The following is a 22952-nucleotide window of genomic DNA, read 5'->3' on the forward strand; positions in this document are numbered from 1 at the left end:
CTCTCCATGTCCACGCCGCCGATCCTTCCCGCTTCCACTTCCGCATCTACCCCCGCCGCCACGCCGGGTCCCTCGGCCCGCTCGCTCACCGTGATGCTGTGGCTCGTCGCCACCGGCTTCTTCATGCAGACGCTCGACTCGACCATCGTCAACACCGCGCTCCCGGCGATGGCGACGAGTCTCGGCGAGTTGCCGTTGCGCATGCAATCGGTGGTGATCGCGTACTCGCTGACGATGGCAGTGATGATCCCGGTGTCCGGCTGGCTCGCCGACAAACTCGGCACACGGCGCGTGTTCTTCAGCGCCATCCTCGTGTTCGCGGTCGGCTCGCTGCTGTGCGCCAACGCGCATACCCTGAATCAACTGGTGATCTACCGCGTCGTACAAGGCGTGGGCGGCGCGATGCTGCTGCCGGTCGGAAGGCTCGCGGTGCTGCGCACCTTCCCGGCGGAACGCTATTTGCCGGCTTTGTCGTTCGTGGCGATTCCCGGACTGATCGGACCGCTGATCGGCCCAACGCTCGGCGGCTGGCTCGTGAAAATCGCGTCGTGGCACTGGATCTTTCTGATCAACGTGCCGGTGGGAATCGTGGGTTGCATCGCCACGTTCATCTTCATGCCGGATAGCCGCAACGAGCACACCGGCAAGTTCGATCTGAAAGGCTATCTGCTGCTGATCTTCGGCATGGTGGCGATTTCATTCGCGCTCGACGGCCGTACGGAGTTCGGCATCCAGCACGCCACGGTGCTGGTGCTGCTGATCCTGAGCCTTGCCTGCTTCGTCGCCTACGGTTTGCACGCCGTGCGCGAGCCCACGCCAATCTTCCCGCTCGACCTGTTCAAGATCCACACCTTCAGCGTCGGTCTGCTAGGCAATCTGTTCGCGCGGATCGGCAGCGGCGCGATGCCGTATCTGATCCCTCTGCTCCTGCAAGTGAGTCTCGGCTATAGCGCCTTCGAAGCCGGCATGATGATGCTGCCGGTGGCCGCTACGGGCATGGCGGCGAAGCGCCTCGTCACGACGCTGATTGTCAGGTATAGCTACCGGCGCGTGCTGATCGTCAACACGGTGCTGGTGGGCCTGACCATGGCGAGCTTCGCGCTCACCTCCGCGGGGCAGCCGCTGTGGCTGAGGCTCGTGCAACTGGCGTTCTTCGGCGGCGTCAACTCGATGCAGTTCACCGCGATGAACACACTGACACTCAAGGACCTCGGCACCGGCGGCGCAAGCAGCGGCAACAGCCTGTTCTCGCTGGTGCAGATGCTCTCGATGAGTCTCGGCGTGACGGTTGCCGGCGCGTTGCTCGCGACCTTCACCGGCCTCCTGCCGCGCGTGACCGCCGCCAACTCGCTGCCCGCGTTCCATGCGACGTTCCTGTGTGTCGGCATCATCACCGCCGGCTCGTCGTGGATCTTCGCGCAACTGTCGCCCGACATCCGCACGCCGGCGAAAAAGACCGATCCCTCGGAGCGGACCTGAGTTTCGCGCCGGGCTGCGGCGGCCCGACTTGCGCCGGGCGTCGCTGACTTCGCTGCGACCCGGCCGCGACTCGCCGTCGCCCTGGATTAACGCGACAATCGTCTCCGCCGCACCAGCGTCACCGACCCGCAACGGGGCGCGGGCCGCACCACCGAAGTGCGGATCTTCGCTTTCACGCCCGTGCTGGCGCACAATCGCCGTACTGACCGTGGCCTCCGAGCGCTTACAGTGTGTTTCCGCTCGCGCATAGTTCTTGCTCGCTATCCTGTAAACTCACGATTTGCGCGTACCCACTCGTGTCGACCATGCGAGCGCACCGCCACTTCCACACGACTGACATGATGAGCATGATCGAACTCGATCCTCCCGGCTTCCAGCCGCCACGTCCGATGGCCGGCGACGAAGGCTCCCGGCGCACCGTCCTGTACGGCGGCTACACTGTTTTCAGCGTGTTCCAGCCGGTTTTCTCGGTGTCGCACCGGCGCGCGATCGGTTATCACGCTTCACTGCGCGCACACGACGAACATGCTCTGCAAGTACCGTCGCACGAAGTTTTTACGCAGGCGGCACGGCGCGGCGACCTGCTGGAACTCGGACGGCTCGCCGAATCGCTGCATCTGGGCAACTTCAACGCATTCGACAGCCACGACGAATGGCTTTTCCTGAGCCTGCACCCGGCGGCGCTGATGGACACCAGTTACGGCGACGCACTGCTCGCCGGCCTCAAGGCGCTGGGCCTGCCGCCGCAACGGGTGGTGCTGGAAGTCTCCGAACAGGCCGGCGGTGAAACCACGCGCTTCGCCGACATCATCGACGCGTTGCGCAAGTCCGGTTTCCTGATCGCGCTGGACGGCTTCGGCGCGAAGCATTCGAACATTGACCGCGTGTGGAATCTGCGTCCGGATATCGTCACGCTCGACCGCTGCATCCTCGCGCAAGCGAGCGAACACTCGCATATTGAACGCGTGCTGCCGGGCCTCGTCTCGCTGCTGCACGAATCCGGGCAACTGGTGCTGATGGGCGGCCTGAGCACCGAGCGCGATGCGCTGATCGCGCTCGAATGCAATGTCGACTTCGTACAGGGCGCCTACTTCGCGGGCCCGAGCGTCGAGCCGGTGAAACCGCAAGCGGCAGCCGGCTTGATGGACTCGCTCTCCGCGGCGCTGCGCGAACGGGTCGCCGCGCGCGAACGCGCGCAGTCCGCGCGGCTTGCACCCTATGTCACGGCGCTGGAAACGGCGGCTGCCCAACTCGTGGCCGGGGAATCGACGACCCAGGCGACCGCGACGCTGCTCACGCTCGGCGAGACGGCACGCTGTTTCGTACTCGACGGTTCGGGCCGGCAGATCGGCGACAACGTACTGCCGGCGGGGCGTGCGTCGCAACGCGCCAAGCGCTTCCGGCCGCTGCTACATTCGGAAGGTGCGAGCTGGGAGCGCCGGCCGTACTTCATTCAGGCCATGCGCGTGCCAGGCCAGGTGCACCTCACGCCGCCCTACCTGTCGATCAACGAAGCACACCTGTGCGTGACGGCCTCGATCGCCGCACATACGCCGCACGGCACGCAGGTGCTATGCGTCGACATCAACTGGGAAGTCGCTGCACATCGTAATTGAGGCAACGCTGTTCCGCCGGATCCGCGCGAGCAGCTTCATGACGGCCGTGCGGCCCAGCAAGCGGTTGGCTGCCTGCAAACGCGCCGCGCGGGTGACGGCGCGCAACGCGACGATCTTCGTCGAACCGTCCGGCAGACTTTGCGTGGACACGTCGATGACTCCGACAACCTCGCCTTCAAAGAGCAACGCAATACACATTGCGCCGCCGACCGACACCACCTCCGCATGGCTCGCCTGATGTGCGAGCGCTGTCACCGTCTCCATCCAGGCCACGGGCGCCAGTTCCTGCGTGCATACCGGCGCGTCGCTGACGACGTCGCTGACAACTTCAGGCGCGTCGCTAAAGAGACGCAGCAAACCCACTCGATCCTGCGCCTCCAGCGCGATACGCAAGCGTTCCACGATCCGCGCATGGGCGGCGGGGTCCGGGCGCTCCAGCGGCGCGCCCGCACGCTGCAAGCGCTCCTTGGCCCGATGGACGATCTGCCGGCAACTGCCCGGCGTACGGTCGAGGATTTTCGCAATCTCCGCGTAGTCGCAATCGAACGCTTCGTGCAGCACGAATGCCGCCCGCTCATCCGGCTTCAGGCGCTCGAGCAGGAGCATCACGCCGTACGACATCTCCGCCGCGCGCAAGGCCAGCTCCTCCGCCGATGGCGCCACCTCGTCGAGCCAAGGCTCCGGCAACCAGCCGGTGGCCTGTGACGCGCGTTCGCGCTGCACCTGACGCAGCCGGTCGATGGCCGCGCGCGTGGTGATCGTGGTAAGCCAGGCGGCCGGTGTCTGCACCTCTTGCGTATCGGCGAGATGCCATTTGAGCCAGACGTCCTGCACCACGTCTTCCGCTTCGGCGCGGCTGCCGAGCATGCGGTACGCGAGCGCGAGCAGGCGGGCGCGCACGGCCTCGAAGCTGGATGCCCTGTCGATTTCCTGTTCTGTCATGCGTAGACCTCCAGATCGTGCGTGGTGAAAAGCGCGGCGCCTGCTGCCTGCTGCCTGCTGCCTGCTGCCTGCTGCCTGCTGCCTGCTGCCTGCTGCCTGCTGCCTGCTGCCTGCTGCCTGCTGCCTGCTGCCTGCTGCCTGCTGCCTGCTGCCTGCTGCCTGCTGCCTGCTGCCTGCTGCCTGCTGCCTGCTGCCTGCAACATTGTCGAGGCGTGCCCTGCAATCTACATCCTTCTCAGCTTGACGCTCGGTCCCCTGCCGATGTGACAGCTCGACAAAAAAATATTCCTGTCACGCCGCCGCCGTTCTCCTCGTCATAAGGACAACAACCCGCGCAACGGGCACGCGGTTGTTCGAATCGGCCACCGCTGCCGGCTGACGGCTAATCGCTACCGGCAACACGCCACCTGAAACGAGGCAAACATGCATTCCAGCCATCCCTCCATCACCGGACTCGGCCTCGTGCCCACCGTGATCGAACAGTCCGGCCGCGGCGAGCGCGCCTACGACATCTATTCGCGTCTGCTGCGCGAGCGCATCGTTTTTCTGGTTGGTCCGGTAAACGAACAGTCGGCCAGTCTGATCGTCGCTCAATTGCTGTTTCTGGAGTCCGAGAATCCCGACAAGGATATTTCTTTTTACATCAATTCGCCGGGTGGCTCGGTGTACGACGGCCTCGCCATTTACGACACCATGCAGTTCATCAAGCCCGAGGTGTCAACCTTGTGCACCGGCTTTGCCGCGAGCATGGGGACGTTTCTGCTGACCGCCGGCCAGCGCGGCAAACGGTATGCGCTGCCCAACGCGCGCATCATGATTCACCAGCCGTCGGGCGGCAGCCAGGGCACCGCTGCCGACGTCGAAATCCAGGCGAAAGAGGTGCTCTACCTGCGCGAACGCCTCAACGCGGTGATGGCCGAGCGCACCGGGCGCAGCATCGAGGAGATCGCCCGCGACACCGACCGCGACAACTTCATGTCGGCTCACGGCGCGAAGGCGTACGGCATCGTCGACGAAGTACTGGAAACCCGCGCGGCGCTGAGCCTCCCAATCGACCCGGCCCGTCACCGTGACATGTAGCGCGCAGCGCCCGCACCGACGAACCGCCCCGGATCCCCGCCCCCGGGCGGCTTTTGCCTGCCCTATCGGTGCGCCAGGAACACAAAAGCTGATCACCTCCGCTGGAATCGCTATCATGGTCGCGATTCGTCGAATTTGACGATTGCTTCTATGGAGATATTCATGGCGTCAGCCAACGAAACCGTCAGCATGGCGCTATTCTGCGACTTCGAAAACGTTGCGCTCGGCGTGCGCGACGCGAAGTACGACAAGTTCGACATCAAACTGGTCCTCGAACGTCTGCTGCTCAAGGGCAGCATTGTCGTGAAGAAAGCGTATTGCGACTGGGACCGCTACAAGAGTTTCAAAGGCGCGATGCACGAGGCCAATTTCGAGTTGATCGAGATTCCGCACGTGCGCCAATCGGGCAAGAATTCCGCCGACATCCGGCTGGTGGTCGACGCACTCGACCTCTGCTACACGAAATCGCACGTCAATACTTTCGTCATCATCAGTGGCGACTCGGACTTTTCGCCGCTGGTGTCGAAGCTGCGCGAGAACAACAAGCAGGTGATCGGCGTCGGCGTGCAGCAGTCCACCTCCGATCTGCTGATCGCGAACTGCGACGAATTTTTCTTTTACGACGACCTCGTGCGCGAGAGCCAGCGCGCGGTCGCCAAGCGCGAGTCGTCGCGCCCGCAACAGAGCGCGCAGCCGGCGGCCAAACGTGCGCCCGACGAGGAAAAGTCGCGCAGCAAGGAAGACCTCGAAAAACGCCGCACCAAAGCGATCGAGATCGCCGTGCAAACGTTCGACGCGCTCGCGTCCGAGCGCGGCGACAGCGGCAAGATCTGGGCGTCGGTGCTGAAGAACGCGATCAAGCGTCGCAAGCCGGATTTCAACGAGACGTACTACGGCTTTCGCGCGTTCGGCAATCTGCTGGAAGAGGCGCATGCGCGCGGGCTGCTCGAATTCGGCCGCGACGAGAAGTCAGGCGCCTACGTTTATCGGGGCGCGGCCGGAAATGCGGGCGCCGAAAACGTGAGCGAGCCGGCCGAAGCAACTGAGTCGGCAGAACAGATCGTCGAGGCACAGGGTGCCGAAACCGTGGTTGCCGAGTCGGTCGGCAAGCAGGAGTCGCGCCGCCGAGGCCGCGGCAATCGCAAGCCCGGCCGCGGCCAGCAGGAAACCGCACATGAAGAGCGCGCGCCGGTCGAGCACGCTGGCCGCGCGCAGCCTCAGGCGAAAGCTGCGCACACGCATGCGGGGTTCGCCGGCGAACCCGTTTTCGAACAGCCGGAGGCGCCTTGGGCGGAACCGGAGGCCTTTGCGGCTGAACCGGTCGAAGTAGCCGGCAAAGAAGCGCAGGAAACAAGTGGCACTCAACCTAAGCGCAGCAAGGAACGCGCACCGCGCAAGACAGCCGCGAAAAAAGTGAAGAAGACAACGCCGCGAACGATCGAAGAGGTTCCGCAAATCGCTGCGCCTGCTGAAGCACCGGCAGCATCGGTTGCCGAAGAAGCGCCGGTGGCCGCAAAAAAGGCAGCGCGCAAAGCGGCCCCGCGCAGTCGCCGCCCGCGCAAGACAGCCGCTACGAGCGAGGCGGAATAAATGCCTCACATCGCGTGCGGCGTACTGATTGCCTCCGGCACCGCGTACTGATTGCACCGTCACCGCGTTTAGCAAGGCACAGCGCAGCACTATCCGCTAAGCCGCAAACAAAAAGCCCCTGCTCGTGATGAACAGGGGCTTTCTTAATTTCCGCTCCGCAGCACCTCGTTGGAACTGAAACCGAAACTGAAACTGAAACCGCAACAGCGCCGGCACGCCCCACCGTTCAACGGCGGCTGTTTTGCGATCGGCAATATCAGCTCACCTCATCCCGCGACCGTTGGCTGTGGCCACCCCAGAAACGGCGAAGGCAACGCCTACCGCAAACCAAACACCGCCACCCCATTCGTCGCGCCCACATACACTTTGCCGCGCGCGATCATCGGCGTGATGAACTTGTTGCCCGCGCCCCATTGATCGCGCGTGCCGGCCTGATTGCTGTTGTACAACTCGTTCCCGAGATTGCTTGCGTCGTACGCATGCAAGGCACCCGTCGTGCCGTTTTCCGCCACCCAGACGATACCGTTGCTCGTGCCGTTGGCCGACACGGCCGGTGTTGCGCCGGGATAGGCAAACGTGGTGGGACTCTTCGAGGCAGCGGTGGTGGCAAGAAACGCCCCCGAGACCGGCAGCGCCTTCAGGTTATCGTTCCAGCCGCCGTAATAGACCGTACCGCCGTAGTAAGCCGGCGAACCCCAGATGCCGCCCGCGAGCGTGCCGGTCAGCACCTGCCAGTTATTGTTCGCCGTGGGACTGAATTTACCCATCGCATCGCGATCGACCACGTAGATCAGATTGTCCTTACCCGCCGCTACGGCCAGGTGTTTGACGACGCCGCCCGTGGTCGTCTGATCCGGCAACAGCATCACGCCGCCCGAGCCGAAATCGTTGTCGGCATTCGCCTCGGCCACGACGTTGTCCATGGCGAAGTAGTCGGTGACCTGGAGGTTTCCCGACGACAGCTTCATCAGCGAGTTGCCGAAGTCGCCGTCGACGGGAAAGCCCTGCGCGTTCAGCGTGGTGCCGAACGTGCCGTTGCCGTCGACGACGTAAATCGAGGTACCCTCCGACGCCATCCCCGAGCCCGCCATCCAGATCGATCCCTGGCTGCCGTTCGGCGTGATGTTGAGCACGCTGGTCTGTTGGAGCGTGTCGGCGCTATAGGCCATCAGCCAGCCGGTGTACGCACCCGACATGCAATGCGAGGTCCAGCCCATATAAATGTTGCCGCCGACCAGCGTGAGCGCCGCACGCTCCGTGTGCGACGAAGGATTAAAGGTAATCAGGCCGTTGACGCTGCCCGCACCGCTGCCCGGGTAGGTCGCGGCGATCTCGGTCGGGCCGCCCAGTACGTCGGCGCCGGTCGTCAGATCGAGCGCATGCAGGCGGTGATGATAGGCGCCGTTGCCGTCTCTCGTCATCGCCACCGCGTACAGAATACCGTTCGCGCCACGATTGCGGTCGATGACCGGCGTCGACGTGATGCCGATTTCCGGCGTGAAGTCCTGACAACTAAAGTCGTCGCTGGGTGTTTCGCCGCTGCCGACCAGCGAGACCTTCCACAATTGCGCGAAGGTGGTGGCGTCGTACGCGTACACGCTATCGTGTTCGGTGGCGACGTAGACCACGTCGTGAGTGGTGCCGCCAATAGGCAGACTCGTGACGAACAACGGCTCTGCATCGACCTTGCCGTCCGCGGCGAGAAACGCGACTTTGCCGAAGCTCGCCGAATTGACGTTCGCAAGCGTCAGCGTCGTCTCGGCCAGCATCTGGCCGGTGCGTGCGAGATCGTTGTGATGCATCAGCACGTCGGTGGCGAAGGCCGCCGTTCCCATGGACGTGCCGCCCGAGCCGGTGCCGCTCGTGCCGCCGCTGCCAGTTGTCGAGCCACCGGCGGCGCCGCTGCCCGCCGCCGAACCCGTTCCCGACGAGCCACCCGAGCCGCCGCCGCAAGAAAGAAAGAAGACGGCGACGGATGCGATCGCCAGCCACTCGCACACACGGGACCACACTCTCGGATTGAACGCGCCGATTTGCGGTCGTTGCATGGTCGCCTCGTTTGCACGATGTCCGGCTCCCTCCGTACGCTGGGCTACGTCGAACGGCGGAATCAGAAACGGCGTGCGCCGGCAGGGATGAAGGGGAATGTGCGGGCTGCGCGGAATCGCCAGACAAACGGCGTCCCTGGCCCTCCATCCAAACGTACGCCCTTTGTCGGGCGGCTTGCCGCCATCGTTTCGTGTCTTTCCGCCAGGTATGACAAAAGCTTCACAGCCACAAGCTTGTCCACGTCCTGGCGCAAACGGCTCATTTCAGCAAAGCAAGCTTCCCGATCGACCTCAGTAATACGGGTAAGGCGCGTACATCACCGGAGGCGGCGCGACATACCTCGGCGGCGGCGCGTAGTAGTACGGCTGCGGGGCGTAATAGGCCGGCTGCGGGGCGTAGTAGGCCGGCCGCGGCTGCGAGATCGTGTTGCCCTTCGAGGTCATGCATTGTGCGTAGGCGGCGTCGTAGCGCGCTTGCAGACCGGCCGCGGAATACTGCGCGCCATTCGCCCCGTTCGCGCTGCCGATCATGAGCCCGCTGCCCGCGCCGATCGCCGCGCCCGCGCCGGCATTGCCCGCCGCCGCACCGATCAATGCGCCCACGGCGGCGCCGCCGAGCGTGCCCACCGCCGCGCTGTTCACGCTGTTCTGGGTCGCCGCCTGAGCGGCCGCATTGGGATCCGTCGAGCGGTTCGCGTAGTCGCGGCATGCATAGTCGTCCTGCTGGAACTGCCCGAGCGGCTCGCCGCTGCGCGGCAGCGCGACCACGCTTGGGCCGCTCGGCGGCATAACGGCGCAACCGCCGAGCGCGAGCGCAACGACGGCGGCCGGTATGGCGAGGCTTATCGACTTGGTGCTGGAGATCATGTTCGTGCGCTTCAGAGACATTGGAATTCAAACGTTAGGCCAATCGGCATCGTCCTTGGTTACAAGATCGTTACAGAAAGTTTTTCGCTTACATTCTCACCCGCGCCCGCACGGCACGGCACGGCACGGTATCGCAGCCTGGACGACGCAGGCCGCCGCGTCATATCGGGTCACACATGGATGTCGACGGATTCCGATACAGCCGGAACCGCCTCGGCGCAGCCTTGATCGAACGCGCAAGAGGTCTGAATCCGCGTCGAACACGGGTCCGCCGACCTCGCAGCAGTTACCATCTGTGACAAAGCTTGCAGGCTCAGCCCGTGTCACCTTGCAGTTCGGCCTCGACCGCGACATCGACGGCGCGGCGCGCGATGTCCAGGCGGCGATCAATGCGGCACGCGCCGACTTGCAGTCCAGTTTGAAAAGCAATCCTACCTATCACAAGGTCAATCCCGCCGATGCCCCGATCCTGATCCTGATTCTGGCACTGACGTCGCACACCTTGCCGCGTGCAAAAACTCTACGATCTTGCCTTGACCATCCTCTCCCAGACGCTCTCGCAGTTGCCCGGAATCGGCGAGATCGACGTGAAACCCGTAAGTAACAATGGGCGTGGACGGCGAAAGATTTGATGCGGGAATGCGACGGAGTAGAACGGCGCAAACGTTATTGATCGACCGCGCACTCGCCCGAATTCTGCTGAAGGCGCCCTGCGTCGCCAACATTGGTGGACCCAAAAAGCAGAAAGCCCTCGCGAAGGAGGGCTTTCTGTTTCACTACCGTTTCCAGACTTCATTGCAGCGACACGTTCGGATCTCCCGTTTTGTTGGACATCCGAACTATCTCGTCACGCTGCAACCGGCATGTCTCACGCGAAGTTCTTCGACGCGAATTCCCAGTTGGCGATGTTCCAGAACGCTTCAACGAACTTCGGACGCGCATTGCGATAGTCGATGTAGTACGCGTGTTCCCACACGTCGATCGTCAGCAGTGCCTTTGCGTCGGTGGTCAGCGGCGTAGCGGCGTTGCTCGTGGACACCAGGTCGAGCGAACCGTCGGCCTTCTTCACCAGCCATGCCCAGCCCGAGCCGAACGTGCCGACTGCCGTCTTGGCGAATTCTTCCTTGAACTTGTCGAACGAACCCCACTTGGCGTTGATCGCGTCAGCCAGCGCGCCGGTCGGGGCGCCGCCACCTTGCGGCGACAGGCTGTTCCAGAAGAACGTGTGGTTCCAGATTTGCGCGGCGTTATTGAAAATACCGCCCGATGCCTTCTTGACGATTTCTTCGAGCGACAGGTTTTCGAACTCCGTGCCCTTGATCAGATTGTTCAGGTTGGTCACATAGGTCTGATGGTGCTTGCCGTAGTGATATTCGAGCGTCTCTTCCGACATGTGCGGAACGAGTGCGTTCTTTGCGAACGGCAGCGGCGGGAGCGTATGTTCCATGGTGCTTTCCTTGTGTCTGTATCTGTTGTGGGGGAGTCTGCGGATAACGCTTTAGAGCACTCGATTGTAGGCGAGTTGGAATAACCCCGCAAACCAACGGACTTTATATCCGGCATCGGCGAACATGCCGCACACATAGCGTAATTAGTGCATTCGCACGGGCCGGGCCGAGCCCATGCGGAGGTCAAAAGTACGCTGTTGTGCGCCGTCGTCTACGTGTCAGAACCCGTCGGTCAGGCGCGGTTGCACGTCGGCGAGGGCGATGTCCGCCGCCCCTTCGGCGAGATGCACCGTGAGGCGCCGCCCCGGCTTCAGCGACGACGGCGCACGCACCGCGCGGCCGCTCTGCGCATCGAGCACGGCGGCATAACCGCGCTCGAGCGTGCGCCGCGGACTCAGTACTTCGAGCCGGGCGGCCAGCGTGTCGATACGCGCGGACTGACGTTCATGCTGGCGTAACAATGCAGCGTCCAGACGCTGCGAGAGCGTGCCGAGTTTTGCCTGATACGCGGCGAGATCGGGCCGCCAGCGCTGCCAGCGCATCTGCAGCAGAGAAAACCGCGCTCGGGCGTCGCGCACGGGACGCGCCCCCGCCGATGCCAGCCGCACGCTCAATTGCTGCAAATGCGTGCGCTGCCGCGCAAGCCGCTCGGCCGGCGACACGAGCCGGCGCGCGAGCCAGTCGAGCTGTTGGGCACGCCGCTCCATCATGCGGCCAAAGCCGCGTGCGAGCGTCGCGTGCCGGTGATCGAGCTCGCGCAGCAACAGCGCACGCTGCGGGCTGACGAGTTCGGCGGCGCCGGTGGGCGTCGGCGCGCGCACGTCGGCGGCGAAGTCGGCGATCGTGAAATCGGTTTCGTGGCCCACGCCGCTCACCACCGGTATCGCACTTTCGGCGATGGCGCGTGCAAGCACTTCTTCGTTGAACGCCCACAGATCTTCAATCGAGCCGCCGCCGCGGCATACGATCAGCACATCGACTTCGCGCCGCGCGTTGGCCGCGTCGACCATGTCGGCCAGTTTGGTGCTGGCGCCCACGCCCTGCACCGGCGCCGGATAGACGATCACCGGAATATGCGGCGCGCGGCGCGACAATGTTGTCAGGACGTCACGCAATGCGGCGGCCTGTAACGACGTCACGATGCCGATCGCACGCGGGTGGGCCGGCAAGGCCCGTTTGCGGTCGGCCGCAAAGAGACCCTCGGCTTCGAGTTGCGCCTTCAGCCTGAGAAACGCTTCGTAAAGACGCCCCTGCCCCGTGCGGCGCACCGCTTCCACATTCAGTTGCAGCTCGCCGCGCGGCTCGTACATCGTCACCAGCGCGCGCACTTCGATACGGTCGCCTTCGCGCGGCGTGAATTCGGCGTATTGCGCGCGACCGCGGAACATCACGCAGCGCATCTGCGCCTGCGCGTCCTTGATCGAGAAATACCAATGGCCGCTCGCGGCGCGCGTGAAGTTCGACACCTCCCCTGCCACCCAGACGAGTGGAAACGAGCGTTCGAGCATCGTGCCGATCGCACGGTTGAGCGCGGAAACGGGGATGACAACTTCACCGCCGGGCGTAGCCGACGAGGAAAAAGGGCTTTCGGGATTCATGCGAGGAATATCGGTGACTGGCCGGACAGACGATAGACCGAGTGGCCATCGGCGTCCAGCGCGGCGGCGGAATTGTTAAAAGTGTCCACATGTCGGGAGCCATTAGACGAATACCGCCAGATCGCCCGCCAGGCCGTGCGAATTGGAAGCATGTCCTTGATTTATATGGCGTTTGCATCTCGTTAAAGAGAACGATTGCCGATACGGAGCGCTCGGCACGGCCCTTCCAGCCCGTTGACTGGCAGGTTTTCCACAAAGTTATCCACAGGCCATGGGCATCGTCGGACGCAGCGATTGGCCAGGCGGCGCGAGGCGCGCGACTTGCCGGGCGGGACTTGCGCGCGCTAGAGTGGCGGGTTCGACGGCATGCCGAACGCCCCGCCGCGCTCGCTATTGCGGCACATAATCGGCACACGGCTGGGCACACGGCGTGGCAAACCACGAGCAAATTGCAGGCAGACTGCGCACGCGCATCGGATGCCGCTGCCGCCTGACCTTTTCGTTTCACTTTTCGATTGTCCGGAGAACCGCGTTGATGCCTGCACCGCGTATTGCAACTGACGCTTCCACGCCGACGTCCCGGCCCCTTTCGCCTGTCCCTCCGGCCTGCCGATGAGCGAACTCAACGACCGTCTCGAAGCGCGCCTCGCGCGCGAGTGGCAACGGCGTGGTCCGCTTGCATGGGCGCTGACGCCGCTCGCGTGCGTGTTCGGCGCGATTGCCGCCGCGCGCCGCGCCGCTTTCTCGTTCGGCTGGCTGAAGTCCGTGCGCATCGGCGTGCCGGTGGTGGTGGTCGGCAATGTAACCGTCGGCGGCACCGGCAAGACGCCGACCGTCATCGCGCTGGTCGAAGCCTTGCGTGCCGCCGGCTTCAAGCCCGGCGTCGTGTCGCGCGGCTATGGCGCGCGCGTCAAGGGACCGACGCGGGTTCTCGCGACCTCGGCGGCAAGTGTCGGCGGCGACGAACCGCTGCTGATCGCGCGCCGCACCGGCGCACCGGTGTGGGTCTGCCCGGATCGCGTCGCGGCGGCGCAGGCGTTGTGCGCGGCGCATCGCGAAGTCGACGTGATCGTCAGCGACGACGGCTTGCAGCACTACCGCCTCGAGCGCGACGCCGAACTGGTGGTTTTCGATCACCGGCTCGGCGGCAATGGTTTTCTGCTGCCGGCCGGCCCGCTGCGCGAGCCGCTGTCGCGCCGCCGCGATGCGACGCTGATCAACGATCCATACGCCCGCACGCTGCCCCCATGGCCGAACACGTTCGCGCTGCAACTCGCGCCCGCCGACGCCTGGCATCTCGACAACCCCGGTCTGCGCCGTCCGCTCGCGCAATTCAGCGGCGATCGCGTGCTGGCCGCGGCCGGCATCGGCGCCCCGGAGCGTTTTTTCGCGACGCTGCGCGCGGCCGGCCTCACGCCCGCCACCCGCGCCTTGCCGGATCACTACGCGTACGAGCGCAATCCTTTTGCGGACGTCGACGCCGACGCCATCCTGATAACCGAAAAGGATGCGGTAAAATTAGGGACCTGGCACGACGCGCGCATCTGGGTTGTCCCTGTCGAAGCCGCGCTCGATCATCGCCTCATTGCATTAGTTGTGGAGAAAGTCCGTGGACGCTCGCCTGCTTGAAATTCTCGTCTGCCCGATCTGCAAGGGCCCGCTCAGCTACGACCGTTCCGCGCAGGAGCTGATCTGCAACGCGGACAAGCTTGCCTACCCGATCCGCGACGGCATTCCCGTCATGCTGGTCGACGAAGCACGGCAGACCGTGGAAGGCACGCCGGTCGATCTGAATCCGGGTTCGGTCGCCTGAGTCGGCCTGATTGGGCCTGATTGGGCCTGCTTGGCTTTCCTCACGCGCGGCGGCCGCGACCCGGGTGTCGCGCGTGGTTAATGCGGGCGTCTGATCTGCGTTTCCGATCCGCGTTTGCCGTTTTTTTCCCATCCGCGTCCGTATGCCACCGTGCGTAGGTTTGTACCGTGTGCATTCACAGCCGCTCTCTTCCGGTTCCAGCGCCGCTCGCTTTTCCAATGACCAACGCCACCACTCCTCCGTTCATCGCCGTCGTGCCGGCCCGGCTCGCCTCGACGCGTCTGCCCAACAAGCCGCTCGCCGACATCGGCGGCAAGCCGATGGTGGTGCGGGTCGCCGAACGCGCACGCGAATCGGGCGCGCAACAGGTGCTGATCGCCTCCGACGCGCAAGCGGTGCTGGACGTGGCCCGCGAACACGGCATCGAAGCCGTGCTGACGCGCGCCGATCATCCGTCGGGCACCGACCGTCTCGCGGAAGTGGCGGCGCGCTTCGGCTGGAGCGACGAGACGATCGTGGTCAACGTTCAGGGCGACGAGCCGCTGATCGACCCGGCGCTCGTGTGCGGCGTGGCGTCGCACCTGGCGTCGAGCCACGGCTGCGCGATCGCCACCGCCGCGCATCCGATCACCGACCCCGCGGAAATTTTCAATCCGAACGTCGTCAAGGTCGTGCTGGACGCGCACGGCGTCGCGCTGTACTTCTCGCGCGCGCCGATTCCATGGGCACGCGACGCGTATCAGCCGCATTGGCCCGACGTGGCATCGATACCCACGCCGCCGGCCCCCGCCGTCGTCCATCGGCACATCGGCCTGTATGCGTATCGCGCCCAATTCCTGCGCACCTATCCGAGTCTCGCCATCTCGCCGATCGAACAGGTCGAAGCGCTCGAACAACTGCGCGCGATGTGGCATGGTGAGCGAATCGCGGTGCTCGTCACGCAGAACGCGCCGCTGCCCGGTGTCGACACGCCCGCCGATCTTGCGCGCGTGCAGGCTTTATTCGGGGCTTGAGCGGAAAAACCCATGGCATAATCGGACGGTTGTGCGCGTCTCCCATTAAGTGCGAAAGTCAGGGTTTGCCCCGGTCGCACCGTTGCGGTCTTGCAGCGCCGTCGTTGTCGACGTGCAGCGCGAGACCCGAAACGGCAGCTGATGCGGGTCCCTCGTCGAATCGCGGGATAGCAGCGCCACCAAAGAATTCACATAGATCTGGAGATATCACATGCGTTTGATCCTTTTGGGTGCGCCCGGCGCAGGCAAGGGCACTCAGGCAAACTTCATCAAGGAAAAATTCGGCATTCCGCAAATTTCCACCGGTGACATGCTGCGCGCGGCCGTCAAGGCAGGCACGCCGCTCGGTCTTGAAGCCAAGCGTTTCATGGATGCCGGCGAACTGGTCACGGACGAACTGATCATCAATCTGGTGAAGGAACGCTTGCAGCAGCCCGATTGCGCGAACGGTTATCTGTTCGACGGTTTTCCGCGCACCATTCCGCAAGCGGAAGCCATGAAGCAGGCAGGCGTCGCGATCGATTACGTGCTGGAAATCGACGTGCCGTTCGAGGAGATCATCGTGCGCATGAGCGGCCGCCGCTCGCACGCCGCGTCGGGCCGTACGTACCACGTCAGGTTCAACCCGCCGAAAGTTGAAGGTGTGGACGACGTGACGGGCGAACCGCTGATCCAGCGCGACGACGACAAGGAAGAAACGGTCAAGAAGCGCCTCGACGTGTATGTGGCGCAAACCAAGCCGCTGGTCGAGTACTACAACACCTGGGCGCAAAACGGCGACCCGGCCAGCGCGTTGACGGCACCGCAATATCGCCGCATTTCGGGCCTCGGTTCGGTCGACGAAATTCGCAACCGCGCGTTCGATGCGTTGAAGTAATCTTGCCTCTGCGGTTGTCGCTCGAAAACCCCGCCCATTCCGGCGGGGTTTTTTATTGCAGACCGCGTGGCGCGTGCTTCTCTGCTGTCCACTATGCTCGGCATTAGTTAGCCATCCGTATCAGCTTGGCAGTGCGATGGGGCTCCAGCAGGCCCTCAGGCGGCCGCCCCGCCACGTCGCTTTCCGCATTGCAGCATAGCCGTTACAATCGATCATCGAAAAAATATTCGATCGAGACATTACTGAACTGAAGCAAAGGAGAAGACATGGAGATTCGTGACAACGTATTTCTGATCACCGGCGGTGCATCGGGCCTCGGCGCGGCCACGGCGCGCCTTTTCGTCGAGAACGGCGGCAAGGTGGTGCTGGCCGACCTGAATCAGGACGCTGGTGAGGCGCTCGCCAAGGAACTCGGCGGCGTGTTCGTCAAATGCGACGTGAGCCGCGAAGACGACGCCACGCAAGCGGTCGAAGCCGCCACGAAGCTCGGCACGCTGCGCGGTCTCGTCAATTGCGCGGGCGTTGCGCCCGCGATCAAGACGGTCGGCAAAGACGGTCCGCATCCGCTCGAGTCGTTCGCTCGCACCATCTCCATCAATCTGATCGGCACCTTCAACATGATCCGGCTCGCCGCCGCAGCCATGTCGAAGAACGAACCGAATGCGAATGGCGAGCGTGGCGTGATCATCAACACGGCATCGGTGGCCGCGTTTGACGGCCAGATCGGCCAGGCCGCCTATGCCGCGTCGAAGAGCGGCGTGGTCGGCATGACGCTGCCGATCGCACGCGACCTGTCGCGCAACGCGATCCGTGTGATGACGATTGCACCGGGCATCTTCGAAACGCCGATGCTGCTCGGCATGCCGCAGGAAGTGCAGGATGCGCTCGGCGCGATGGTGCCGTTCCCGCCGCGTCTCGGCAAACCGGCAGAGTACGCGATGCTGGCCAAGCAGATCTTCGACAATCCGATGCTCAATGGCGAAGTGATTCGTCTGGACGGCGCGATCCGGATGCAGCCGAAGTAACGATGTAGCCGACGCGCCGCTTTACGCGGCCGCGCCCATGAAAAAACGCCTGCGCATGAGTCGTGTGCAGGCGTTCTGTTTTGACCGGCAGGCCGCGAGGCGTGCTTAGCCGCGGTCGTCGTACTGGGTGCGTTGACGCAGTTCATGCAGCTGCGACTCCACCACCGTCGCGTCCTCCGCATCCGGCCGGTCGCCGAGATATCGTTCGAGATCCTCGAGCGCCGGGCGCAGGTAATCGAGCCGTGCGTAGGCGAAACCGCGATCGCGCACTTCCTCGATGCTGTCCGGCAACAGAATCACAAGACGCTGCTGCACCGCCAACAGACGCTGCCAGCGTTCCGTCTGAAGATAGGTGGACTTCAGATTGCGCAGCATGCGAGCGATGATCTCGCGGCGCGTGGCCGGCTGCAGCAACATGCGCAGCGCCCTGCTGACCGATTCGCCTGCCGACGCCACATACGGCTCCAGCATGTCGACCATCTGCGATTCGGACAGAGAATGCCCGCTGGTCGGATCGAGCATCACGTCGCCGTCCGGTGTCGTCACGCGCAGCAGGAAGTGGCCCGGAAACGACACGCCGCGCGCCGGAATGCCGATCTGCTCGGCCATCTCCAGATACAGCACCGCCAGCGAAATCGGAATGCCGCGGCGCCGCTTGAGCACCGCATTCAGATGGCTGTTGTCGGGATCGTAATAATCGTTGAGGTTGCTGGCAAAACCCAGCTCGCGGAAGAAAAACCGGTTCAGAATGCCGACCTTCTGCCTGATGTCGGCGTCGTCCGGCATGCGGCGCTGCAGACGCAAAACCAGCTCGTCGATCTCGGCCAGTGTGCCTTGCAAGTCGAGATCGGGATAAGCGTCCTGCGCGAGCGAAAGCGCCGCCTCGGTCAGCGGCAGGCTGTCGTCGTCGGCAACCAGCGTACTGAAATAGTCGAGAACTCGCGTCATCGTGATCACTTCACTCGCCTTTTGAAATACGCGTACTTGAAGCCCATCAGCCAAAGCATACCGAAATATAGCGCGGCGAAGAGAACGAGGCACGCCCCAAGCAACACGATGCGGTCGACCGGCCGGCTATGCATGCCGATCCAGTCGAAGCTGATCGCAAGCCAATGCATCGTGCCGGCCAGCACCAGGCAGGCGCCGAGCAACTGCACGAAGAACTTCAACCAGCCGTTCGACGGCATATAGATGCCACGCTTGCGCAAGCCGAGAAACAGGAACAGCGCGTTGACGCACGCGCCGAGCCCGACGCTCAGCGTGAGACCCGCATGCGCGAAAATCGGCACGAACAGATAGTTGCTCAACTGCGTGACGATCAGCACGCCAATGCCGATCTTCACCGGCGTCTTGATGTCCTGTTTCGCGTAAAAACCGGGCGCGAGGATCTTGATGAGAATCAGGCCGATCAGGCCGATGCCGTAAGCCGACAGTGCGCGGCCGACCATCACCACCGAGTTGCCGTCGAACTTGCCGTAGTGAAACAGCGTCGCGGTGAGCGGCTGCGCGAAGAAAAACAGCGCGACGGCGCTCGGTGCGGCCAGCAGGAAGGTGACGCGCAAACCCCAGTCGAGCAGCGACGAGTACTCGTGCGGATCGGCGTCCACGTGCGCCTTCGACAGACTCGGCAGCAGGATCGTGCCGAGCGCTACGCCGAGCAGCGCGGTCGGAAACTCCATCAGGCGGTCGGCGTAGTTGATCCAGGAGACGGCGCCCGGACCGATGCGCGACGCAATGTTGGTGTTGATGATCAGGCTGATCTGCGCGACCGACACGGCGAACATGGCCGGCACCATCTTCGACAGCACCCGCTTGACCCCGCGGTGCGCGAGCGCCTTCACCGGATTCAGGCCGATGCGCGGCAGCATGTCGATCTTCTTCAGACCCGGCAGTTGCACGATGAATTGCAGCAGGCCACCGGCGATCACCGCCCACGCGAGCGCATACACCGGCGTGTGCAGGCGCGGCGCGACAAACACCGCCGCGACGATGAAGGCGACGTTCAGCAGGACCGGGGCGAACGCGGGCAGCGAAAAGTTCTTGTACGTATTCAGCACGCCGGACGCCAGCGACGTCAGCGAGATGAAAATGATGTACGGGAACATGATGCGCGTCATCGTGACCGCCAGCGCATACGCCTGACCTTCATGCGCAAGCCCTGACGCCACGACGAACACCACGCCCGACGCCCCCACCACGCCGATCAGCGAGAGAATCGCGAGCGCCCAGGCAAGCACGGTCGACGTCGCGTCGACGAGCACCTTGGTGGCATCGTGTCCTTGCTGGTTCTTGAATTCGGCGAGGATCGGCACGAAGGCCTGTGAGAACGCACCCTCGGCGGAAATGCGCCGCAGCAGGTTCGGAATGCGAAACGCGACGTAAAACGCGTCAGTATATTGACTGGCGCCGAACGCGCGGGCGATCAGCGTTTCGCGGGCCAGTCCGGTCACGCGCGACAGCAGCGTGAAGCCGCTGACCGTCAGCAGGGCTCGGAATAGATTCATGGGGCGCTTATTATACGGGTGCCGCGGGGGCGGACGACGAGCCGGAACGCGAATCGGACCGATTTGCGCCGCAGACGTTCGGTCGGATGAGGCGATCAGGCCGTTTTTTTGTTGCGCGCCGGGCCCGCCGCGCGCTCGCCCGTTGCAGCGCCGCTCACACGCTCGCCACGACTCGCCGTCCCGCCGTCCCGCCGTTTCGTCGCCCTTCCTCCGCCGTTCCTCCGCCGTTCCTCATTCGGGCCTGCAGAATCCCAGGATTCGCGCGACAGCCCGGCCTATTGGAATTGGCGATTCCCCGTTGCCACGTGCCTGATTTTGTTGCTATAATCGCCGGTTTCGAAGCTCGCTCAGTTTTCGGACGGTTTGCGGATAGGGCTAGGCACGTAATACTCGCCTGGCGCTCAACTAGCGCGTAAGCGCCACACAAGCCGCGTTGAGACGCCCAACCAGCCTCGAGACACACCGGAACACGGGCCCGCCTTCGCGTAGTCCGATCGATTTTTCGAATTATTTCGACACTTTTGCGCTCTTGGGCAATCGCTTCCAAGAGTTCGATCTAAAAGCAGCACCTCACCACTTGAAGGTCAGGTACTGGAAACAGGAACAGGATAAGGAACCGTCATGGCTAACTCCGCACAAGCACGCAAGCGCGCCCGCCAGGCCGCCAAGGCAAACTCGCACAACTCGGCACTGCGCTCGAAGTTCCGCACGGCTATCAAGGCTGTCCGCAAGGCAATCGAAGCCGGCGACAAGGCTAAGGCCGCTGAGATCTTCCAGGCATCGTCGAAGACCATCGACATCATCGCCGACAAGAAAATCGTTCACAAGAACAAGGCCGCTCGCAACAAGAGCCGCCTGGCTGCAGCCCTCAAGGGTCTGCAAGCACCCGCAGCGCAGTAAATTCGGTCAGCCCGCTTCGGTGGGCTACCTCCTGTTTCCGCTGCAACAGAAAGGCTCGCTTCGGCGGGCTTTTTTGCTTGGCACCGATCGAACTCGATACTGACCCACGCTTCTTCGCGAGTCAGTCGGCCGCACATCGAAGCCATCGCATTGAAGCAATCCGCCTTGGAGCCATGGCTTCAGGCGCAAAAAAACCCGCCTGTGGCGGGTTTTTGCTTTTGCTTTTGCCGATCCAACCGGCTCGCGCTAGATCACGTGCCTTTTCTCTTGCGGCGCGGCGTGCTCGAGTTGCAACTCGCATGCCTCCGTCACGACAAGGTCGTTGTCTTTCGCGAAGTTCAGGACGAAATCGAACGCCATCGGCTCGATGTCGCGCAGGCGCGAATCGAGAATCACGCATTTGAGGTCGCCGATCATGGTGGGCCGGACATACAGCGAGTACTGCATATACGCGTTCGGCCCCTTCCTTGCGCCGGGGCCGAAACAGGCCATGACGCCTGCGAGCCGCTCCGACCAGTCACTCGGCCGAAACTTTTTCCCGGTCGACGTGATGCCCTGAATGAAATATTCGGTTGGAGCTGCTTCGGCCATGTAGGAATACCTGTGTGACTGCCCAGCGGGATGACGGCAAAGCTGATTGCAAAGCGGCTTTGGGATGCCTGAACACGCGGCCACGCCTGACTGGCGAACTGCGCCGCCAGAAACCGCGAAAGGCCGGACAAGCCGCCTCGGCGCTCATCGTGACGGTGCACCGCGAGGAAACTTTCCGGAGCGCGTGCGCCGTGTCCCGCAAGCTCAATACCGGCCTGCTGGGCTTAGGGATAACCGGTAGATTATAGCGCAGCGGACCTTTTTCCGCAGCGCACACAAGCCCCACTCGAGTGTTGCGAAAGGCTTTCAGACAGCTTGCCCAGCCTTTTGGCCGACTCGTCAAACGGGGCGAAATCCTTTATGCTGCATTGAGTTACCACAAACGACGGCGGCGCCGTCCGGCAATCCTGCCGGGTGAGACCGCCGTATTTGTTTCATGACCGCCAAGAAAATTCGCCACTACCTGCAGTTCAAGGATTTCTCGCTGGACGACTACGAGTACGTGCTGGAACGCGCGCGCATTCTGAAACGCAAATTCAAGAACTACGAGACCTATCACCCGCTGCACGACCGCACGCTGGCGATGATCTTCGAGAAAAACTCCACGCGCACGCGCCTGTCGTTCGAAGCCGGCATCTTCCAGCTCGGCGGCCACGCGGTTTTCATGAGCACGCGCGACACCCAGCTCGGGCGCGGCGAGCCGATCGAAGACGCGGCGCAAGTGATCTCGCGCATGGTCGACATCATCATGATCCGCACGTTCGGCCAGGACATACTCACGCGCTTCGCCGAGAATTCGCGCGTGCCGGTGATCAATGGGTTGACCAACGAATATCACCCATGCCAGGTGCTGGCGGACATCTTCACGTATTTCGAACACCGCGGTCCGATTCGCGACAAGACCGTTGCGTGGGTCGGCGACGCGAACAACATGCTGTACACATGGATCGAGGCCGCCCAGATTCTCGGTTTCAAGCTGCGCCTGTCCACGCCGCCGGGCTACAAACTCGACCACGCCATGGTCGCGGCTGAAAGCGCCCCGTTCTACCAGGAATTCGACGACCCGAACGAGGCCTGCACGGGCGCCGACCTGGTCACCACGGACGTGTGGACCAGCATGGGCTTCGAGGCTGAAAACGAAGCTCGCAAGAAGGCCTTCGCGGACTGGTGCGTAGACGCCGACATGATGGCGCGCGCCAATTCTGACGCGCTGTTCATGCACTGCCTGCCGGCCCACCGCGGCGAGGAAGTCAGCGCGGAAGTGATCGACGGCCCGCAAAGCGTCGTGTGGGACGAAGCGGAAAATCGTCTGCACGTGCAAAAGGCGTTGATGGAATACCTGCTGCTCGGCAAGCTGAATCACTAAGCGAGTCTTTTTTCATCCTCTGCAGCATCTGCGTGAAGCGTGACGGGGCCTTGAATACGAGGCAAGGCATCCACGTTTAACGCCACGCATCGGGCCGGCTTCCGCGGTTGCAAGCGGAACCGGCTGACCCGCCGCACAGCTCCAAAAACGCGGGCAAGCGGCGGTTTAGTGTCAAAATAGTGGTTTTCCGCGCTC

General features: G+C 63.5%; 20 protein-coding genes and 1 pseudogene. 12 read left to right on the forward strand and 9 right to left on the reverse strand.

Going from position 1 to position 22952, the window contains the following annotated elements; genetic code table 11:
• Positions 1–93: 93 nt before the first annotated feature.
• Both mdtD and DSC91_RS22065 read left to right on the forward strand, forming a co-directional pair.
• Positions 94–1479: a multidrug transporter subunit MdtD gene (mdtD, locus tag DSC91_RS22060; RefSeq protein ID WP_115780857.1), complete on the forward strand. Its 1386-nt coding sequence runs from the start codon at positions 94–96 to the stop codon at positions 1477–1479.
• Positions 1480–1820: 341 nt separating this feature from the next.
• Positions 1821–3095 (forward strand): EAL domain-containing protein, encoded by a 1275-nt coding sequence (locus DSC91_RS22065; protein ID WP_115780858.1) that lies wholly within the window; start codon positions 1821–1823, stop codon positions 3093–3095.
• Here the strand turns inward: DSC91_RS22065 and DSC91_RS22070 are convergent.
• Both DSC91_RS22070 and DSC91_RS37580 read right to left on the reverse strand, forming a co-directional pair.
• A complete protein-coding gene (locus DSC91_RS22070) occupies positions 3051–4037 on the reverse strand; it encodes a sigma-70 family RNA polymerase sigma factor (RefSeq protein WP_115780859.1) in 987 nt (328 codons plus the stop codon). The two genes, DSC91_RS22065 and DSC91_RS22070, sit on opposite strands and share 45 nt — an antisense overlap.
• Entirely contained in the window at positions 4034–4240 is a 207-nt protein-coding gene (locus DSC91_RS37580; protein WP_162831450.1) for a hypothetical protein, read from the reverse strand. The genes DSC91_RS22070 and DSC91_RS37580 overlap by 4 nt, the downstream gene beginning before the upstream one ends.
• Positions 4241–4460: 220 nt before the next feature.
• Here DSC91_RS37580 and clpP point away from each other — a divergent pair, with 220 nt between their 5' ends.
• Together clpP and DSC91_RS22085 are read left to right on the forward strand one after the other, a co-directional pair.
• Positions 4461–5117 carry an ATP-dependent Clp endopeptidase proteolytic subunit ClpP gene (gene clpP / locus DSC91_RS22080; RefSeq protein WP_115780861.1) on the forward strand — a complete coding sequence of 219 codons (657 nt, stop codon included), beginning with the start codon at positions 4461–4463 and terminating at the stop codon, positions 5115–5117.
• Positions 5118–5279: 162 nt separating this feature from the next.
• Positions 5280–6707, forward strand: coding sequence for an NYN domain-containing protein (locus DSC91_RS22085; protein ID WP_115780862.1), 1428 nt, complete (start codon positions 5280–5282; stop codon positions 6705–6707).
• A gap of 317 nt (positions 6708–7024) precedes the next feature.
• Here DSC91_RS22085 and DSC91_RS22090 read toward each other — a convergent pair whose 3' ends face one another.
• Together DSC91_RS22090 and DSC91_RS22095 are read right to left on the reverse strand one after the other, a co-directional pair.
• Positions 7025–8755 carry a PQQ-binding-like beta-propeller repeat protein gene (locus tag DSC91_RS22090; protein ID WP_115780863.1) on the reverse strand — a complete coding sequence of 577 codons (1731 nt, stop codon included), beginning with the start codon at positions 8753–8755 and terminating at the stop codon, positions 7025–7027.
• Positions 8756–9046: 291 nt separating this feature from the next.
• Entirely contained in the window at positions 9047–9622 is a 576-nt protein-coding gene (locus DSC91_RS22095) for a glycine zipper family protein (RefSeq protein ID WP_115783431.1), read from the reverse strand.
• A gap of 310 nt (positions 9623–9932) precedes the next feature.
• Between DSC91_RS22095 and DSC91_RS22100 the strand changes: the two are divergent.
• A pseudogene (locus DSC91_RS22100) lies at positions 9933–10227 on the forward strand (efflux RND transporter permease subunit); the annotation flags it as partial.
• 263 nt (positions 10228–10490) lie between these two features.
• On the opposite strand, the gene DSC91_RS22105 reads toward DSC91_RS22100, so the two are convergent.
• Both DSC91_RS22105 and xseA read right to left on the reverse strand, forming a co-directional pair.
• The gene (locus DSC91_RS22105) at positions 10491–11069 is read right to left on the reverse strand and encodes a superoxide dismutase (RefSeq protein WP_115780864.1); all 579 of its coding nucleotides are present in this window, start codon (positions 11067–11069) and stop codon (positions 10491–10493) included.
• A 219-nt stretch (positions 11070–11288) separates the two neighbouring features.
• Positions 11289–12668 carry an exodeoxyribonuclease VII large subunit gene (gene xseA / locus DSC91_RS22110; RefSeq protein WP_115780865.1) on the reverse strand — a complete coding sequence of 460 codons (1380 nt, stop codon included), beginning with the start codon at positions 12666–12668 and terminating at the stop codon, positions 11289–11291.
• Between the two features lie 612 nt (positions 12669–13280).
• On the opposite strand from xseA, the gene lpxK reads away from it, so the two are divergent.
• From lpxK to DSC91_RS22135, 5 genes are all read left to right on the forward strand, one after another.
• The gene (gene lpxK, locus DSC91_RS22115) at positions 13281–14297 is read left to right on the forward strand and encodes a tetraacyldisaccharide 4'-kinase (RefSeq protein ID WP_115780866.1); all 1017 of its coding nucleotides are present in this window, start codon (positions 13281–13283) and stop codon (positions 14295–14297) included.
• On the forward strand, positions 14278–14481 hold the full coding sequence (locus DSC91_RS22120) for a Trm112 family protein (protein WP_006050060.1): 204 nt from the start codon (positions 14278–14280) through the stop codon (positions 14479–14481). The genes lpxK and DSC91_RS22120 overlap by 20 nt, the downstream gene beginning before the upstream one ends.
• Before the next feature lie 218 nt (positions 14482–14699).
• On the forward strand, positions 14700–15494 hold the full coding sequence (gene kdsB, locus DSC91_RS22125) for a 3-deoxy-manno-octulosonate cytidylyltransferase (RefSeq protein ID WP_115780867.1): 795 nt from the start codon (positions 14700–14702) through the stop codon (positions 15492–15494).
• Positions 15495–15705: 211 nt separating this feature from the next.
• Positions 15706–16371, forward strand: a complete 666-nt coding sequence (gene adk / locus DSC91_RS22130; RefSeq protein ID WP_115780868.1) for an adenylate kinase — start codon at positions 15706–15708, stop codon at positions 16369–16371.
• A 266-nt stretch (positions 16372–16637) separates the two neighbouring features.
• A complete protein-coding gene (locus DSC91_RS22135; RefSeq protein WP_115780869.1) occupies positions 16638–17396 on the forward strand; it encodes a 3-hydroxyacyl-CoA dehydrogenase in 759 nt (252 codons plus the stop codon).
• Between the two features lie 105 nt (positions 17397–17501).
• Here DSC91_RS22135 and DSC91_RS22140 read toward each other — a convergent pair whose 3' ends face one another.
• The gene (locus tag DSC91_RS22140) at positions 17502–18344 is read right to left on the reverse strand and encodes a SirB1 family protein (RefSeq protein WP_115783433.1); all 843 of its coding nucleotides are present in this window, start codon (positions 18342–18344) and stop codon (positions 17502–17504) included.
• Positions 18345–18349: 5 nt separating this feature from the next.
• Positions 18350–19900 carry a murein biosynthesis integral membrane protein MurJ gene (gene murJ / locus DSC91_RS22145; RefSeq protein WP_115780870.1) on the reverse strand — a complete coding sequence of 517 codons (1551 nt, stop codon included), beginning with the start codon at positions 19898–19900 and terminating at the stop codon, positions 18350–18352.
• Positions 19901–20521: 621 nt separating this feature from the next.
• Here murJ and rpsT point away from each other — a divergent pair.
• Entirely contained in the window at positions 20522–20800 is a 279-nt protein-coding gene (rpsT, locus tag DSC91_RS22150) for a 30S ribosomal protein S20 (RefSeq protein WP_028197938.1), read from the forward strand.
• 246 nt (positions 20801–21046) lie between these two features.
• On the opposite strand, the gene DSC91_RS22155 is transcribed toward rpsT, so the two are convergent.
• Positions 21047–21391 (reverse strand): DUF3579 domain-containing protein, encoded by a 345-nt coding sequence (locus DSC91_RS22155; protein WP_115780871.1) that lies wholly within the window; start codon positions 21389–21391, stop codon positions 21047–21049.
• Between the two features lie 436 nt (positions 21392–21827).
• Here DSC91_RS22155 and argF point away from each other — a divergent pair, with 436 nt between their 5' ends.
• Positions 21828–22757 carry an ornithine carbamoyltransferase gene (gene argF, locus DSC91_RS22160; protein WP_115780872.1) on the forward strand — a complete coding sequence of 310 codons (930 nt, stop codon included), beginning with the start codon at positions 21828–21830 and terminating at the stop codon, positions 22755–22757.
• Positions 22758–22952 lie beyond the last annotated feature (195 nt).

It is taken from the genome of Paraburkholderia caffeinilytica (assembly GCF_003368325.1).
In the GTDB taxonomy this organism is placed as follows: domain Bacteria; phylum Pseudomonadota; class Gammaproteobacteria; order Burkholderiales; family Burkholderiaceae; genus Paraburkholderia; species Paraburkholderia caffeinilytica.

Coding starts and splice junctions, on each gene's coding strand:
- DSC91_RS22090 (WP_115780863.1), bottom strand. CDS start 8,755: ATGCAACGACCGCAAATCGGCGCGTTCAATCCGAGAGTGTGGTCCCGT.
- lpxK (WP_115780866.1), top strand. CDS start 13,281: ATGAGCGAACTCAACGACCGTCTCGAAGCGCGCCTCGCGCGCGAGTGG.
- murJ (WP_115780870.1), bottom strand. CDS start 19,900: ATGAATCTATTCCGAGCCCTGCTGACGGTCAGCGGCTTCACGCTGCTG.
- clpP (WP_115780861.1), top strand. CDS start 4,461: ATGCATTCCAGCCATCCCTCCATCACCGGACTCGGCCTCGTGCCCACC.
- DSC91_RS22140 (WP_115783433.1), bottom strand. CDS start 18,344: ATGACGCGAGTTCTCGACTATTTCAGTACGCTGGTTGCCGACGACGAC.
- DSC91_RS22070 (WP_115780859.1), bottom strand. CDS start 4,037: ATGACAGAACAGGAAATCGACAGGGCATCCAGCTTCGAGGCCGTGCGC.
- argF (WP_115780872.1), top strand. CDS start 21,828: ATGACCGCCAAGAAAATTCGCCACTACCTGCAGTTCAAGGATTTCTCG.
- kdsB (WP_115780867.1), top strand. CDS start 14,700: ATGACCAACGCCACCACTCCTCCGTTCATCGCCGTCGTGCCGGCCCGG.
- DSC91_RS22105 (WP_115780864.1), bottom strand. CDS start 11,069: ATGGAACATACGCTCCCGCCGCTGCCGTTCGCAAAGAACGCACTCGTT.
- DSC91_RS22135 (WP_115780869.1), top strand. CDS start 16,638: ATGGAGATTCGTGACAACGTATTTCTGATCACCGGCGGTGCATCGGGC.
- DSC91_RS22155 (WP_115780871.1), bottom strand. CDS start 21,391: ATGGCCGAAGCAGCTCCAACCGAATATTTCATTCAGGGCATCACGTCG.
- xseA (WP_115780865.1), bottom strand. CDS start 12,668: ATGAATCCCGAAAGCCCTTTTTCCTCGTCGGCTACGCCCGGCGGTGAA.
- DSC91_RS22065 (WP_115780858.1), top strand. CDS start 1,821: ATGAGCATGATCGAACTCGATCCTCCCGGCTTCCAGCCGCCACGTCCG.
- DSC91_RS22085 (WP_115780862.1), top strand. CDS start 5,280: ATGGCGTCAGCCAACGAAACCGTCAGCATGGCGCTATTCTGCGACTTC.
- mdtD (WP_115780857.1), top strand. CDS start 94: ATGCTGTGGCTCGTCGCCACCGGCTTCTTCATGCAGACGCTCGACTCG.
- rpsT (WP_028197938.1), top strand. CDS start 20,522: ATGGCTAACTCCGCACAAGCACGCAAGCGCGCCCGCCAGGCCGCCAAG.
- DSC91_RS22095 (WP_115783431.1), bottom strand. CDS start 9,622: ATGATCTCCAGCACCAAGTCGATAAGCCTCGCCATACCGGCCGCCGTC.
- DSC91_RS37580 (WP_162831450.1), bottom strand. CDS start 4,240: ATGTTGCAGGCAGCAGGCAGCAGGCAGCAGGCAGCAGGCAGCAGGCAG.
- adk (WP_115780868.1), top strand. CDS start 15,706: ATGCGTTTGATCCTTTTGGGTGCGCCCGGCGCAGGCAAGGGCACTCAG.